This window comes from Kitasatospora sp. NPDC048286 (genome assembly GCF_043201735.1).
Lineage (GTDB): Bacteria > Actinomycetota > Actinomycetes > Streptomycetales > Streptomycetaceae > Kitasatospora.
On the sequence record NZ_JBICZE010000011.1, the window covers coordinates 294,146 to 307,757 of the forward strand.

General features: G+C 70.0%; 17 protein-coding genes. 9 read left to right on the top strand and 8 right to left on the bottom strand.

The genetic code is table 11. From position 1 onward, the window contains the following. Nucleotides 1–9: 9 nt before the first annotated feature. The 8 genes from ACGF13_RS26680 to ACGF13_RS26715 all read right to left on the bottom strand — a co-directional run bounded on the left by ACGF13_RS26680 (nt 10) and on the right by ACGF13_RS26715 (nt 7,132). Nucleotides 10–2,082, bottom strand: a complete 2,073-nt coding sequence (locus tag ACGF13_RS26680; RefSeq protein ID WP_392879514.1) for a hypothetical protein — start codon at nt 2,080–2,082, stop codon at nt 10–12. Between the two features lie 170 nt (nt 2,083–2,252). After that, nucleotides 2,253–2,789, bottom strand: coding sequence for a ricin-type beta-trefoil lectin domain protein (locus ACGF13_RS26685; protein ID WP_392879516.1), 537 nt, complete (start codon nt 2,787–2,789; stop codon nt 2,253–2,255). A 313-nt stretch (nt 2,790–3,102) separates the two neighbouring features. Then, nucleotides 3,103–3,642, bottom strand: coding sequence for a ricin-type beta-trefoil lectin domain protein (locus ACGF13_RS26690; RefSeq protein ID WP_392879519.1), 540 nt, complete (start codon nt 3,640–3,642; stop codon nt 3,103–3,105). Between the two features lie 263 nt (nt 3,643–3,905). Continuing rightward, nucleotides 3,906–4,460, bottom strand: a complete 555-nt coding sequence (locus tag ACGF13_RS26695) for a hypothetical protein (protein ID WP_392879522.1) — start codon at nt 4,458–4,460, stop codon at nt 3,906–3,908. A gap of 132 nt (nt 4,461–4,592) precedes the next feature. Next, nucleotides 4,593–4,979: an SH3 domain-containing protein gene (locus tag ACGF13_RS26700; RefSeq protein WP_392879525.1), complete on the bottom strand. Its 387-nt coding sequence runs from the start codon at nt 4,977–4,979 to the stop codon at nt 4,593–4,595. A 308-nt stretch (nt 4,980–5,287) separates the two neighbouring features. Further along, nucleotides 5,288–6,310: an ArsR/SmtB family transcription factor gene (locus tag ACGF13_RS26705; protein WP_392879528.1), complete on the bottom strand. Its 1,023-nt coding sequence runs from the start codon at nt 6,308–6,310 to the stop codon at nt 5,288–5,290. 145 nt (nt 6,311–6,455) lie between these two features. Further along, nucleotides 6,456–6,713: a hypothetical protein gene (locus ACGF13_RS26710; protein ID WP_392879530.1), complete on the bottom strand. Its 258-nt coding sequence runs from the start codon at nt 6,711–6,713 to the stop codon at nt 6,456–6,458. Then, nucleotides 6,710–7,132 carry an ATP-binding protein gene (locus tag ACGF13_RS26715; protein WP_392879533.1) on the bottom strand — a complete coding sequence of 141 codons (423 nt, stop codon included), beginning with the start codon at nt 7,130–7,132 and terminating at the stop codon, nt 6,710–6,712. Before ACGF13_RS26715 ends, ACGF13_RS26710 begins: the two co-directional genes overlap by 4 nt. 246 nt (nt 7,133–7,378) lie before the next feature. Here ACGF13_RS26715 and ACGF13_RS26720 point away from each other — a divergent pair, with 246 nt between their 5' ends. The 9 genes from ACGF13_RS26720 to ACGF13_RS26760 all read left to right on the top strand — a co-directional run bounded on the left by ACGF13_RS26720 (nt 7,379) and on the right by ACGF13_RS26760 (nt 13,606). Next, nucleotides 7,379–8,248 carry a helix-turn-helix domain-containing protein gene (locus ACGF13_RS26720; protein WP_392879536.1) on the top strand — a complete coding sequence of 290 codons (870 nt, stop codon included), beginning with the start codon at nt 7,379–7,381 and terminating at the stop codon, nt 8,246–8,248. Further along, nucleotides 8,238–8,441, top strand: coding sequence for a DUF397 domain-containing protein (locus ACGF13_RS26725; RefSeq protein WP_392879538.1), 204 nt, complete (start codon nt 8,238–8,240; stop codon nt 8,439–8,441). Before ACGF13_RS26720 ends, ACGF13_RS26725 begins: the two co-directional genes overlap by 11 nt. 115 nt (nt 8,442–8,556) lie before the next feature. Beyond that, nucleotides 8,557–8,835, top strand: coding sequence for a DUF397 domain-containing protein (locus tag ACGF13_RS26730; RefSeq protein ID WP_392879540.1), 279 nt, complete (start codon nt 8,557–8,559; stop codon nt 8,833–8,835). Between the two features lie 194 nt (nt 8,836–9,029). Beyond that, a complete protein-coding gene (locus ACGF13_RS26735; protein WP_392879542.1) occupies nt 9,030–9,341 on the top strand; it encodes a hypothetical protein in 312 nt (103 codons plus the stop codon). Beyond that, nucleotides 9,265–9,795, top strand: coding sequence for a DUF6879 family protein (locus ACGF13_RS26740; RefSeq protein ID WP_392879545.1), 531 nt, complete (start codon nt 9,265–9,267; stop codon nt 9,793–9,795). Before ACGF13_RS26735 ends, ACGF13_RS26740 begins: the two co-directional genes overlap by 77 nt. 31 nt (nt 9,796–9,826) lie before the next feature. Continuing rightward, nucleotides 9,827–10,675: a helix-turn-helix domain-containing protein gene (locus tag ACGF13_RS26745; RefSeq protein WP_392879547.1), complete on the top strand. Its 849-nt coding sequence runs from the start codon at nt 9,827–9,829 to the stop codon at nt 10,673–10,675. A gap of 134 nt (nt 10,676–10,809) precedes the next feature. Next, entirely contained in the window at nt 10,810–12,264 is a 1,455-nt protein-coding gene (locus ACGF13_RS26750; RefSeq protein WP_392879550.1) for an ASCH domain-containing protein, read from the top strand. Next, a complete protein-coding gene (locus ACGF13_RS26755) occupies nt 12,261–12,686 on the top strand; it encodes a low molecular weight phosphatase family protein (RefSeq protein WP_392879552.1) in 426 nt (141 codons plus the stop codon). Before ACGF13_RS26750 ends, ACGF13_RS26755 begins: the two co-directional genes overlap by 4 nt. Before the next feature lie 155 nt (nt 12,687–12,841). Next, complete coding sequence (locus ACGF13_RS26760) at nt 12,842–13,606, top strand: CPBP family intramembrane glutamic endopeptidase (protein ID WP_392879554.1); 765 nt, start codon at nt 12,842–12,844, stop codon at nt 13,604–13,606. Nucleotides 13,607–13,612 lie beyond the last annotated feature (6 nt).

Below are 13,612 nucleotides of genomic sequence, written 5' to 3' on the forward strand. Positions count from 1 at the left end.
GCGGTCGGGTCACTTCGGCGGGATCGGGCAGGCGATCCAGTTCACGCCGATACCGTTGGCACTGGCGAAGTCCGGTGCCAGCGCGGCCTGGTCGCTGCGGCGGACACCGGCGGTGAACCCGGTGCTCTTGGCGCTGTAGATCCCGGGGACACACAGTTCGGCGGCCTTGATGCCGCCCACGACGGTGGCGACGAACGCGGGGCTGTCCGGCAGCTTCGACTGCTGCGCCGTGGCGTCGGTGAACAGGATCCTCGCGTCGCCGCCCTGGCGCCAGGCGTCGGAGGCGGTGTGGCCGGCGGCGAGGGTCGTGGTGTTCTCGGGGCAGGCGATCCAGTTGATCCGCAGCCCCCGGCTCTTCGCCGTTGCCGGGCTGAGGTCGCTCTGGTTGCTGAGGCGGATGCCGACGGTGAAGCCGTCGCGGCTGGGGTCGATGACCGCGACCGTGCTGAGGTCGGCCGTCAGCTGGTCGCCCACGACGGAGGCGGCGATCACGGGCGTGGTGGTGAAGCCCTTGTGGCGGGTGTCCACGTCGACCAGGATGATCCGGGACTCGTCCTTCTCCTGCCGCCAGGCGTCGGGGCTGGTCTGGCCGCAGGCGACGCCTTCGGCGTCCTGGGGGCAGGCGATCCAGTCCAGCCGGAAGCCGTCCTTCTCCGCTTCCGCGACGTCCAGGTCGGACTGGTCGACCCAGCGCAGTCCGACCTCGAATCCGTCCTTGGACGTCTTGTGGATGCCGGGGGCGCCGAGGTTCGCCACGTACTGGTGGCCGGCGACGGAGACGACGTAGACGGGGGTCTGCTCGTACTTCGCCTGGCTGGTGTCCACCGTGACGATCAGGGTGTTCGGGTCGTCGCCCTGGGCCCAGCCGGTCTGGCCCTGGTGGGCGACGACCTGGCCGCCGACCGGGACGGGTACGGCCGGCACCTGGGTGTCCACCGCGCCGGAGGAGTGGATGGAGGTGTTCGCGCGGGTCGGCGAGGAGATCTTGGCGGTGGCCTTGAGGGTACTGTTCGCGGCGGCGCGGGTGACGGTGCCGGTGACGGTGATCTTCGCGCTGCCGCCCTTGGGGAGGGTCACCGGCTGGCGCAGCCCGTTCGTGGTGGAGCCGATCCCGCAGACGGCCGCGCCGTGCGGGTCGCACGTCACGGAGACGTCGGACAGGCCGGCGGGGATCGTGCCGGTGACCTCCGCGTCGGGGGTGTCGTTCGGGCCGTTGTTCTCCACCGTGATCGTGTAGGAGACCTTCTCGCCGACCTTGGCCTTCGCCGGGCCCGTCATGGTGAGCGGCAGGTCGGCGGGCAGCGCGACGTACAGGTGCCTGATCGAGTGGGACGCCCTGGCCCCGCCGGTGCCGGCCGAGAGGCCGAGCTTGAAGGTGGCGGGCATGGAGACCTGCCCCGGGGCTGTGGTGAGGTCGTAGTTGTCGATGAGGGTCTCGGTGTCGGAGCCCTTGGTGTGACGTACCGTCAACTTGCCCTCGATGATGCTGATCCGGATGCGGGCGTGGTTCTGCCAGTTCGCCCGGAAGCCGCCGGGCACCTTCACGCCGGTGAGCCAGCGGAAGTTGTCCAGGAGGTTGCCGGAGCCGCGAAGGCCGAGCATGTCGGGCGTGCGCCCCGGTGCGTTGGGGCCGGCCAGGGAGGAGGCGTAGTTCCCGTAGTTGTCGAAGCCGATGCCGACGTATCCGGCGGTGACGCCGGGCTTCGTGGTGCTGGGCGTCTCGCCCATGCGGGAGTACCCGAGCGCGGCGCCGTAGGCGCCGGTGTCCGTGGTCTTGCTCCCGTCGATGAGGTAGAGGCAGAAGCCGTCGCCGAAGTCGCCGCCGGTGGCGGTGCCCTCGCAGGCGTAGTCGAACTCGATGCTGACGCCGAGCCGGGAGGAGAACGGCTGGTCGAGGTAGGCGGTGCCGGCCTGGTCATTCTTGTCGGGGGTCAGTTGCAGACTGCCGTTCGGTCCCGTGGTCAGTGTCGCGTTGCCGTGCAGGACCCAGTGCTGGTTCTCCGTCTTTCCGGACATGAAGGATTCGTCGATGGGGAACGTGGCCTCGGTGCCGGTCGGGGCGGGGCGTACGGGGGCGGCCATGGGAACTCCCTAGGGGGATCGCGGTGATGGGGGTGTCGGGGAGGCGGGGGATGCGGCGGATGCGGGGATGTCGAGGGGGCGTTCACGTACGCGGCCCTGCCCGACCGGGGGTCGGGCAGGGCCGCGGGGTGGGTCGGCGTGCCATGGGGTCGGGCGCTCGTCCGGGGGGATCAGCGCCCCGGGGGCACCGCGGCCCAGTGCTGGGCGAAGGTCGAGGTGTAGATCCTGATGGTGACCTCGGTGCCGATGGTCGCGCCCCCGGTGAGGTAGAGGGCGGGGCGGGCCGTGAGCGAGACCGTGAACCTGCCCTCCGACCAGTAGCGCACGTTCCACTGCTGGTTCACGTTGTTCCTGTCGCAGGTCTGGAGCGTGACGAGGCTCCTGGCGCCGCTGGTCGGCGCGGTCAGGCACGTGCCCGTCGCCCTGTTCTCGATGAGCTGCCTGCCGGTGGGGCCGCTCAGGCTCCAGAACTGGCGGTTGTTGTTCGGCTCGCGGTCGGCCATGACGACCGTGCCGCTGCTGTTGACCTCCATCGTCTTCACGACGCTGGGCTGGGTCGGCGGCAGGACTTCCAGCCGGACCCAGCTCCGGGTCGGCAGGGTCTGCTGGGTGGGCTGCGGGGTGGTGGCTGCCATGGCCAGGCCGGGGGTGCCGGCCAGCAGTGCCGTGGTGATGGCCGCGGTCGCGATGCGCTTGGCAGGAGACATGGTTGTCACTCTCATGTGGGTTGTCCCTTGTGGGGTGTCCGAGAGGAGTGCGGTGCGGGCTCTTCGGCGGGGGGTGGTGCCGGAAGCCCTGCGGGTCACGGGGGCGTGCCCGGGCGTGCCCGAGGGGTCGGATCGTTCGCCGTCCCGGCTGCCGGGCCTCCTGGGCCCGTGGATACGGAGGTGCTTCGTACCCACCCGACCAGGCTAGCCAGATGTCCGTCCGCCCGCAGCTCAGCCGGAAAGCGCAGGTCACGGGCGTGCCGTGGCGCCGAAGGGCCTGCCGGGGCGGGGGACCGGGTGCCTCGGGGGATCGCTACTTCACGGGCCGGAAGGCCCACTGCTGGTTGGCCTGTGCCGCATAGTCCCGGAGGACGGCCCTGTTGCTGCCGGCCTGTGCGCCCCCGGTGAGGGCGAGGGAGAGGTGGTTCCGGGGCGAGACCTGGAGTTGGGTGGACGTCACGTAGTGCAGGTCCCACTGCTGGTGCGTGTTGTTCTTGTCGCAGGTCTGGAGGGTGACGGGGTCCAGGGTGTCGCTCGGCGCGGTCAGGCACGTGCCCGTCGCCCTGTTCTTGATGAGCTGCCTGCTGCCGGTGCCGCTCAGGCTCCACTGCTGGCGTTGGTTCTCGGGGTCGACGACGGACACGACGACCTTGCCGCTGCTGTCGACGCCCAGCTGCCTGGCCGGGGTGTTGTTCGGGTAGATCCTGAGCCGGTACCAGTCCGCGGTCAGCTGGGTCGGCAGTGCGGTCTGCGGGGTGGCTGCCGTGGCCAGGCCGGGGGTGCCGCCGAGCAGCACGGCGGTGATGGCGGCGGTGGCGATGCGCTTGGCGGGAGACAGGGTGATCGCTCTCATGTGGTGTCCCTTGTGGGGTGTCCGAGAGGTGTGTGGGCTCGTCCGCGGATGGCGTCGGAAGCCCTGGTGGATCACGGGGCGGTGCCGCACGTGCCCGAGGGGCGGATCGCTCACCGGTTGCCGGGCCTCCAGGGGCCCGGTGGCACGGCGATGCTTCGCAGCCACCCGACGACCAGGCTAGCCAGATGTCAGGCCGCCCGCAGCTCAGCGGAAAACCGCAGGTCACGGGCGTGCGGGCGGGAGGGGCCGCAGGCAGCGGGCCGTCAGCAGGTGGGGCAGCCGGGAACGGCCGGAATCTCCGGGGCGGTGTCGTCGCCGCGGAGCCAGTCGGTGAGCCACTGCGCGAGGGTGAGGTCCTGCGGTGCCAGCCAGTGGCGGTCGCAGGCGTTCTCGTCCCCGCCCCACATGCGGCCTTCCGGGGTGCTGAGGTCGATGCACCACCAGATGACACCGCCGAGGGTCGCCAGCGGCAGCACGTTGCGCGGATAGAAGTCTTGCTCCCCGGACGGCTGGGAGAGCCAGTTACGGTAGAGGCTCATCAGGGACGTCTCGTTGCTGAACCGCTGCTTGGTGTCGGTGAGCGACACAACGCCGCACGGGACGCTGCCGCGGCGGCGCAGGGCGCCGCCGTAGGGTCCGAAGCCCCCGTTGGCCGCCTCGCAGTAGATCCTCCGCAGCAGCGGCTGCATCGGAAACCCGGTGAGGGCCTCGAACTCGTCCGCGGCCTGTGCCGGTGCGGGGCAGGGGAGGCGGCGGGCCTCGGCGAAGTCGCGGATCCTCGCAACGATCTCGTCATCGGTCCAGGCAGGTGAAGTCACGGAGGAACCGTAGCGGCGCCACGGCTTCGCCCGCTGCGACAGCGGCAGCTACGGGGCGCCGGAGATGGTTCACGACACGTCGGGGCTCCGGCCGGTCGGAGCCCCGACGCTCACGCGAGGCCTCGGCTCAGGTCAGCACTCGTACACGCTGCCGCCGTCCGGGAGCAGGGTGTCCTTCACCCAGCCCTCCAGCGAGGTGCCGCTCTTGCGCAGGTGGGTCCAGGTCCCTTCGCTCTGCGTAGTGGTGTAGCAGTGATAGAAGACCTGGTCGCCCGGGTTGAGGACGCCCACGATGCCGCACGTCGTACCGGGCGCCGCGTGCGGGCCCGAGCGGATGTTCACGCTGCTGCGCGTGATGGTCTTCGGGTGGCTGCCGTCGGGGTCCAGGTTCGACCACGCGTGAGAACAGCTGAGGAGGCCGGCCTCCCCGGGGGTCCCGGCCGTGGCCACCGTCGGGGCCAGCCCCAACGCCGTGCCGGCGACCAGGGCGGCGGCCAGCAGGGCCGCGCTCTTCCTCATCGACATGTGCTCCCTCTCTCTCGCTCTCGGAGCCGTGGCCGTCTGCGGTGCGCGGACGGTCACGGCTCGCGGTGGTGGTGGGGGGCGGACGCGGGGCCGTGAGGTGCGCTGCGAACCCCTGGCACCCGGCGTCCGTGCTCAGGCTGCACGCCGGCGCAGCCGCTCCCCAACGCGATTCGGTCTGGCCCGAACACCGGTGGTCCGGGCGACCGCGCGGCCCGTGGCAGCGTGGACGTGGTGCGGAACCTGCTCAGTGCTCGGCGACGGCCCGGGAGTTCCGACGGGCGCCGTTGCGGGACCGGGGCCGGTCAGGGGCGTGCGGAGGGCGCGTTGAGCAGCGCGATGCCGGTGGGGGTGGCGACATGGGCGGTCGTCCGGCGGTCCCGGTGGGTGACGATCAGGCCCGCGTTGCGCAGCGTCGTGGCATGCTCGCTGGCGCTGGCCTTGGCGATGCCGACGAGCGCGGCGAGTTGCTGGGTCGAGCAGCCCGGGTGACGGGCGATGGTGCCGAGCACCGCGGCCCGGGTGTGGCCCAGCACGGAGCCGACGGCGTCGACCGCCGGCACCGCCGGGCCGTCGCCGGACGGGAGGGCCGCGAACAGTGGTGTGGCCGCGCCCTCCTGGAGCCGGGCCACCGGATAGCTGAGGACGGGTTGCGGCACCGCGTCGAAGTCGACGACCGGGGCCTCGACGCCGAACACCGACGGCTGGAGCAGCAACCCCTGTCCGCCCAGGTTCACGTCGGCGTCCAGACCGGAGGCCATCGCGATCTCCAGTACGGGAGCCCGCCAGCGGACCCGCCGCGGGTTGATGCGCGCGAGAACGGCTTCGACGCCGCCGCCGAGCAACTGGCGGGAACGCACCGCGGCGTCGGCCGCGGCCATGGCCTGGACCTCCTGCCAGTGGGGAAGGAGGGCGTGGTCGGCCACGTGTTCCAAGCTGTCGCACAACTGCCGCAGCAGCAGCGGGTCTTCGGGCAGCCGGTGGGCCCAGGAGGGCAGGGGCTGGTGCCGGGCCGTCCCCTCCAGGCTGGTTCGCAGGCGGCTGCGGGGCGTGGAACGGATCTGTTCGATCAGCTCGGCGGGTGTAGCGGCGTTCGTGCCGCTCAGGAAGTCGGTGATCCGCCCGCGCGGGGGCATCAGCGCGAAGGCCATACGCGAGGCGGGACGCAGGGCGGACAGCGTGCGGTGGCGCCAGGCCCCGAGCCGTACCGGGTGGGTGCGCTCCTGGAGTTGCCGTGCCGCGGTGCCCAGCTCGATGCAGGTGGCCGGTCTGTCGGCGATGCGGGTGCGCGCGAGGTCCTCGACGGTGAAGTGCATGCGTAACGGCACGTCGTTCGCCCTCTCCCGCTCGCTCGAAGCCCGGCCGGTCCCTTCCGGGGTGCTGCCCGCGCTTCCGCTCCTGACGGCCATCCTCGCCGAGAGCGGGCACGCGGGCCAGAGGGGGACGGGGCGGCGAATGCCCGTTCAGTGGGCGTCAGTCGGCCCAGGTGATGCGGAGTTCGTGTTCGCCGAGGGGGAGGGTGAGGACGGGGGCGTCGTCGAGGTCGCGGATGATGTCGCGGCTGGCGCAGGGGCCGGTGAGGCGGCGCTCCAGGAGGTAGTGCTGGAAGCGGGACATCGGCAGGTGGTGGAGCGAGTTCCAGAGGCGTTCGAGGTTGTCGGCGTTGCAGGTGTGGACGGTGGGCGGGCGCAGGCCCGGGATCTCCACGCGGATGTCGTGGTCGGCCCTCACGCGGCGGTCACCTCGGACCAGACGATCTTGCCGATCGGCTGGCGGGGGGAACAACCGGTCTCCTTGGAGAGGGACTTGACGAGGTGCAGGCCGCGTCCGGCCTCGCCGTCGAGGGTGAGGGCGCGCAGGACGGGCTCGCGGTCCCGGCGGGCGTCGTGGACCTCGATGCGCAGGCAGGTGGGGTGGGGGTCGAAGTCCGGGTCGTAGTCGAGGGAGAGGGAGAGGTAGATGCGGTGGCCCGGCGGGGTGCCGTGGAGGAGGGCGTTGGTGACGAGCTCCGAGACGATCACGAGCCCCGAGTCGAGGAACTGCTCGCCGGTCGGGGCGGAGTCGAGGAGCGAGGCGAGGAGGGTGCGCCCCTCGCCGGGGGCGCGCCGGCTGCGCGGCAGCCAGATGGCGGAGCAGGGGGTGGAGGACATGGCGAAGACACCTTCCAGGAACGGAGTTTGAAGCCATGTGGAGGCCGGGCGAAGCATGGGAATACCCGGCGGTAGACGGCCATGGTCACTCAGGAGACCCGAAGGACTACTCCCTGTAGCATGCTCCGCGATGGCTTCGTTTTGCAAGCGCACTTCCGTGCAATTGCGCGACATCGCAAGAGTCTTGTGACCACCGAGGGAGGTGGCAGACTGTGACCCGACGTCAACCAAGAGGGAGCGACGAGCGTGGACAGTCCAACCGTGCTGCGCCGTAGGCTCGGCTCCGAGCTGCGACGATTGCGCGAACGGACCGGGCGTCAGGCCAAGTCCGTCGCGGACCAGCTCGGCTTCAGTGCAACCAAGGTGTCGCGGATCGAGTCGGGCCAGACGACCCTGAAGGAATCCGACATCCGTGCGATGCTCGAACTGTACGGCGTCAGCGACGAGGCCGAATTGCGGCAGTTCATCTCGCTGACCCGCCGCAGCACCCAGCGCGGCTGGTGGCACGACTACGCGGACACGCTGCCGGACTGGTTCCAGACGTACGTGGGTCTGGAGGCCGATGCCGCGCGGATCCGCTCGTACGAGACGGAGTTGATTCCGGGGCTCTTTCAGATCCCCGAATACTCGCGCGCGGTCTTCCGGGCCTCCCTGGTGGGGCAGGGCGGCGACATAGAGGGCACTGTCGATCGACGGTCGCAACTCAGAACGCAACGGCAGGAAGTCCTCCATCGAACCGACCCGCCCGTCATCCACGCGGTTCTCAACGAAGCGGCGCTGAGCCGGCCCATCGGCGGTACCGGGGTGATGCGTGAGCAGATCCTGCATCTCCTGAAACTCGTCGAGCGGCCGAATCTCTCCGTTCGGGTGTTGCCGCTCAGCGCTGGCGCGCACGCCGCGATGAGCATGCCGTTCCACATCCTCTCGTTCTCGGACGTGCCCGGTCAGCTCGTCTACGTCGAAGCGCTGACCAGCAGCCTCTATCTGGAGAGGGAAGCTGATATCGCGCGGCACGAATTCGTCTTCGACCGGCTGACCGAGATGGCGATGAGCCCGCAGGAGTCCGCTACCTGGATGAATCGGCTACTGAAGGAGAACTATCGCAATGACAGCTGACCTGGAATGGCGCAAGAGCAGCTACAGCGGCGGCGAGGGCGGCAACTGCATCGAGGTCGCCAGTGGGCTTCCGGACTCCATCCCCGTCCGCGACAGCAAGGACGCTCACGGCCCGGCCCTTGCTTTCGCCCCTGAGGCGTGGCGGTCCTTCGTTGCCGGCGTTCGGGCGGGCGACTTCCCGGCCGGTTCCTGAAGCGTTTCCTGCCGGGCGGCCCTGCGGAGCACGCGGGGCCGCCCGGCCTGTGCTCGTCGGTCCAACCCAGGGAAGGCATCTCCTGGTTGGGGAACGTCGCAGAGGAGTAGGGAACTTGAGAGATCGATGCCACGAGACCGTCTGGCGCAAGAGCACCTACAGCAACGGTCAAGGCGATTGCATCGAGGTTGCCCCGGAACTCCACGGCACCTGGCGCAAGTCGAGCGCCGGCAACGGCGACGGCGACTGCGGCGAAGTCGCCGAGGGTGTCGCCGGCGTCGTTCCGGTTCGGGACAGCAAGGATCCCCATGGCCCGGTCCTCCGTTTCGCCCCTGAGGCGTGGCGGTCCTTCGTTGCCGGCGTCCAGGCGGGCGATTTCCCGGCCAGCTCCTGAAGTACCTCTTACCGGCGGCGTGCTGGGTCTCCACCTTGCTCGATCACCATGAGGAGTGAGTCCGGCCGGTCTGCTGAGCAGGCATTTCATCGGGAGATGAAACGCCTGACAAGGCGGCCTCGGGCGCGGGATGCTGACAGGAACGTCAACTCCGGGCGCAAGGATGCGCAAGCTATGCGACAGGAGAGGTAGCCATGGGCCTAGAGTTCTTCGGAATCGACCCTGAGACCAACGAGGAAGGCTCGCCCACCGTCTGGGCGGACGTGGCTCGGCGTCGGCTCGTGATCCAGAGCGACACCGTCACAGGGGCCGAGTTCGCAGAAGTCAACGAGACCGAGTGGGTTGCAGGGCACAAGGTCGGCGTACCTGACCACGAGTCCGTGATCAGTATTCCCGAGCGAATGATCCCCTTCATCAGGAAGGCTTGCGATGCCATCGAACGTGCCGGACTTCAGGACCCTGCTCCGGAAGACGAAGAAGTCGGCCGTGCATCTGGAGATGCGTGATCAGTACAGCGTCGGCGACGAGGCCGACCAGTTCGCCGCGTGGAAGGCCGGACACCGGTACTCCCTGGAGAACCGGGCCGAGTGGTGGCATCCGTTCCATGACTTCGTGGTGGAGACCATCGCCCGTGGGGTGACGATTCGGCGTGCCCGGATCGTGTCGGAGCCTGTCACCGAGTACATCCGCTACGAGCACTCCCACACGTTCACCAACATCGCGGCCGGTGAGCAGATCCGATGGCTGCCCCGGAGCCGGGCGCTGGACCTGGCGTTGCCGGGAGCCGACTTCTGGTTGTTCGACAGCCGGGTCGTGCGGTTCAACCTGTTCACCGGCGACGGTGAGTGGGCTGCTCCCCGGAACGTGATGACCGAGGAACCGGCCACCGTGGATCTGTGCGCGAGGGCTTTCGAGGCCGTGTGGGAACGAGCGGTACCCCACGAGGACTTCGAGGTCTGAGTCAGCTCTGAACCGCCCGGGTGGACAGCACATGCCATCGTCGTCTTCGTCCAGCGTCGTCGCCGCACGGAAGGCCATCGCCGACCAACTGGTCGAGATCCGCAAGGACGCCGGCCTCAACGGAGGTGAGCTGTCCGCCCTGTGCGGTTGGCATCCGGCCAAGACCTCTCGCATCCAGTCCGGCAAGGCCGCCCCGTCGGAAGACGACATAAGGGCCTGGTGCACGGCCTGCGACGCCGGAGACCGGATCCCGGACCTGATCGCGGCATCCCGTGCCGCTGACTCGATGTACCAGGAGTGGAGGCGCCGGAACAGCTCCGGCATGAGGCTCGCGCAAGAGAAGGTCATCAGCGACTACGAGCGTACGAGGCTCTTCCGGATCTACGTCTCCAACGTGCTCCCCGGCTTCTTCCAGACCGCCGAGTACGCCACGGCGCTCATGCAGTCCATCACGGACTTCCAGGGCACCCCGAACGACGTCGCGGCGGCCGTGCCGGCGCGTCTGGCGCGGGCACGGCTCATGTACACGGGGACACGCCGGTTCGCGGTCCTGATCGAAGAGTGGGTGTTGCGAACCAGGATCGGCAGCGCGGAGGACATGGCCGCTCAGCTCCGCCACCTGCTCACCTTGATGTCGCTGCCCTCCGTCTCCATCGGGATCATCCCGGCCTGCGGCCCGCGAGCCATCTGGCCCCTTGAAGCCTTCTACCTCTTCGACGATCAGCGGGTGGCGGTGGAGACCCTGACGGCGAAGGTCAACGTGCTTCAGTCCAGAGAGGTCACGGACTACGTCCGGGCCTTCATGGGCCTGTCCGGCATGGCCGTGTACGGGGTGCAGGCCAGGGCGCTGATCACCGCCGCCGTTGCCTCTATGGAGTGATGAACCGCAAGAAGGCGCAAGTTCGTTGAGAGTGCCACGCCGGGGCCCCTACGGTCTGTCACGCACCCCGCCGTCGACCGGCGCTCTCGCACCACCTCACCTGCCGCACCATCCCGACCCGAGGGAGGCGCACCATGACCACCTCCACGTTCCGGTCCCCGAACACGGTGCTCGCCAACGCCGTCGAGGACGCCGTGGACGTCCTGCGGCCGCGCATCGCGGACTCCGACATCGAGAACGTCAGCTTCTCCGTGGGCACCCAGATCAACGGGCACCCGCACCTCGGAACCCACCTCGTCCAGAGCCTCGCCTTCCTCCTCGCGGAGCGCGCCCGCGACGAGTTCGGCCTCGACACCGGCGTGGAGTTCTGCGCGCTCGACAACTCCCCGGCGGAGACGACCAATTTCGACGGGCGGCGCTACCAGCGGGCCTACGCCCACCACCTGGGCGCCGACGCGATCTCCTCGCTCGTCGCCCGGCACTACCTGCCGCTGTTCGACGCCTGCCGCGCCCGGACGAACGCGCCGTACACGGTCACCACCTACACCCGCCAGCAGGACACCCCGGCCTTCCGGGCCGAGTTCCTGCGGACGCTGGAACTCCTCGACGAGATCGGCACCTGGCTGTCGCCGAACAGCGGCACCGCGCACATCCGGCTGCCCTGCCCCGAGTGCGGGTGGGCGGAGAAGTACGCGGACCGGACGCGGCTGCTGGAACTGGACGACGCCGGCGGCCTGTTCGAGGCGCACTGCTTCGAACACGGCCGCCACGAAGCCGACATCACCCCGCTGGGCGGCGGCTACCTCGACCTCGCCACGCTCTACCGCAACGTCGTCAAGGAACGCTCCTACCGGCCCGGCGACCGCACCCTGCACGTCATGGTCAAGGGCGGCGACTGGGCCTTCGGATGCCAGCTCGTCGACGGCGCGCACGCCGCCCTCGGCCGGCCGGCCGGGCCCCTTCCGGTCCGGATCTTCACCCCCCAGATCCTCGGCAGCGACGGCGGCAAGCTCTCGAAGAGCCTGCTGCGCGAAGCCGCCGACGCCGGACCCGCCCGGGACGACACCACCCCCGCGTGGCTGCTCGACCCCTCGGCCTGGCCCGGCACCCAGGAGGACTACCTCGAAGCGCTGACGGGTCTCGGCGAACTCGTGCTGAGCGACCCCAGGCACTTCTTCCGGTCCTACACCACAACCGCATTGGAACACCTGATGAGCACCCGCCGGCCCGCCACGCACGACTCCCAGGCCAAGCGCCCCCGCACCATGCCGATCTACCGGCAGTACTTCGACCTGATCGCCAAGGGCGAGAAGACCGTCGAAGTCCGCGTCGCCTACGAGTCGATGAAGCGGATCAGGGTCGGAGACCTGATCAACTTCACCTGCCGCGAGTCGAGTTGCCTGACCAAGGTCACGCGGATCGGCAAGTACCGCACCTTCGGGGAGATGTTCGGCACCGAGCGGGTGGAAGCCGTCAACCCCCACGCCACCGAGGCCGAACAGCTCGAAGCGATCCACGCCATCTTCCCGCCCCACAAGGAGGCGCTGGGCGTGCTCACCTTCGAGATCGAGCGGGTGGACCCCCGGTGAGTTCCCCGCGCCGCCGCAACGTCCTGGTGATCTGCAAGGGCAACCACTGCCGGTCCCCGATCGCCGCGCTGATCCTCGCCGAACGCGCCGGGCGCACCCTCGACGTGCGCTCGGCCGGCACCAGGGACTGGCACCTCGGCAGGCCCGCCCACCCGCTCATGATCCAGGCCGCCGCCGGGTTCGGCTACGACCTGACCGCGCACCGCGGCGTCCTCCTCGACCGGCAGCAGATCGACTGGGCGGACGACCTGCTCGCCGTGGACGACGAGACCGCCGACACCGTCCAGGCCCTCGCCGGACCCAACCGCCCGGTGCACGTCCTCGGCACCGGCATCACCGACCCGTGGGGCGGCGAACTGGAGGACTTCGCCCGGGCCGTCGCGGAGATCCAGGACGCGGCCCGGCTGTTCCACACCGCCTGATCGGCACAACACGTACTTCCTGCCGGGCGGCCCCGCGGAGCATGCGGGGCCGCCCGCCTGGCCGGTGCGCCGGGCCCTGCACTGCTCGCTTCGCGGATTGGCCCAACTCGGCTGAACTGACGCTGACTTGACCTCTTCCCGCCTACTATCGAGGCGTGCTGACGCGATGGGGGAGTCGGGTGCGCCGGAACCCGGTGCTGGGGGCGGTCGGGGTTGCGGTCCTCTGGCAGGCGACGATTGTGGTGGTGGCGAAGTCGCTGCCGCCGATGGAGCCCGGATGGTTCCCGCAGTTGGGGCCGACCGTGGTCAACCTGGCGGGTGCGGTGGTGGTGCTGGTGCTGCTCCGGGCCTGGGGGATGTCGGCGGCCGGCGGGGTGACGAGCCTCGGCGTCACGGCGCGTTGGCCGGCTCTGCTGCCGGTAGCGGCGCTGGCCGGGCTGGCGGCGCTGCCCGGGATCGAGGGCAGTACGGCGACCCTGGTGGGCGGGGTGGTGCTGATGCTCAGTATCGGGGCCAGCGAGGAACTGGGCAGCCGGGCACTGGTGCTGGAGGTCGCGCGGCCACTCGGCCCGGTGCGTGCGGCGGGGCTGACGGCGGTGCTGTTCGGGGTCGGGCACCTCGACAACTGGCTGTTCTTCGACGCCCCCCTGGGCAACACGCTGTGGCAGGTGCTGGAGGCCGGTGCGTTCGGCTTCTGCCTGTGCGGCGCGCGCCTGTACATCGGGAGCATCTGGCCGCTGGTCCTGGTGCACGGGCTGTCCGACTACCTGGAGATCTACTCGCCCGGGAAGACGCCCGACTGGCTGCAGGCACTGGGCGTCGTCGTCGACCTGGCACTGGGACTGGTACTACTGCTCCGAGCTCCGACGGTTCCGGTTCCTGGCCCTCCGGGAGCGGTGCGCCCCCCGGCCCCATCCTGAAGCGCT

Excerpts from the sequence above, each read along its gene's own strand:
- ACGF13_RS26750 (WP_392879550.1), top strand. The coding sequence starts at position 10,810 with ATGACCACCTCCACGTTCCGGTCCCCGAACACGGTGCTCGCCAACGCC.
- ACGF13_RS26680 (WP_392879514.1), bottom strand. The coding sequence starts at position 2,082 with ATGGCCGCCCCCGTACGCCCCGCCCCGACCGGCACCGAGGCCACGTTC.
- ACGF13_RS26715 (WP_392879533.1), bottom strand. The coding sequence starts at position 7,132 with ATGTCCTCCACCCCCTGCTCCGCCATCTGGCTGCCGCGCAGCCGGCGC.
- ACGF13_RS26735 (WP_392879542.1), top strand. The coding sequence starts at position 9,030 with ATGGGCCTAGAGTTCTTCGGAATCGACCCTGAGACCAACGAGGAAGGC.
- ACGF13_RS26685 (WP_392879516.1), bottom strand. The coding sequence starts at position 2,789 with ATGTCTCCTGCCAAGCGCATCGCGACCGCGGCCATCACCACGGCACTG.
- ACGF13_RS26740 (WP_392879545.1), top strand. The coding sequence starts at position 9,265 with ATGCCATCGAACGTGCCGGACTTCAGGACCCTGCTCCGGAAGACGAAG.
- ACGF13_RS26725 (WP_392879538.1), top strand. The coding sequence starts at position 8,238 with ATGACAGCTGACCTGGAATGGCGCAAGAGCAGCTACAGCGGCGGCGAG.
- ACGF13_RS26700 (WP_392879525.1), bottom strand. The coding sequence starts at position 4,979 with ATGAGGAAGAGCGCGGCCCTGCTGGCCGCCGCCCTGGTCGCCGGCACG.
- ACGF13_RS26690 (WP_392879519.1), bottom strand. The coding sequence starts at position 3,642 with ATGAGAGCGATCACCCTGTCTCCCGCCAAGCGCATCGCCACCGCCGCC.
- ACGF13_RS26745 (WP_392879547.1), top strand. The coding sequence starts at position 9,827 with ATGCCATCGTCGTCTTCGTCCAGCGTCGTCGCCGCACGGAAGGCCATC.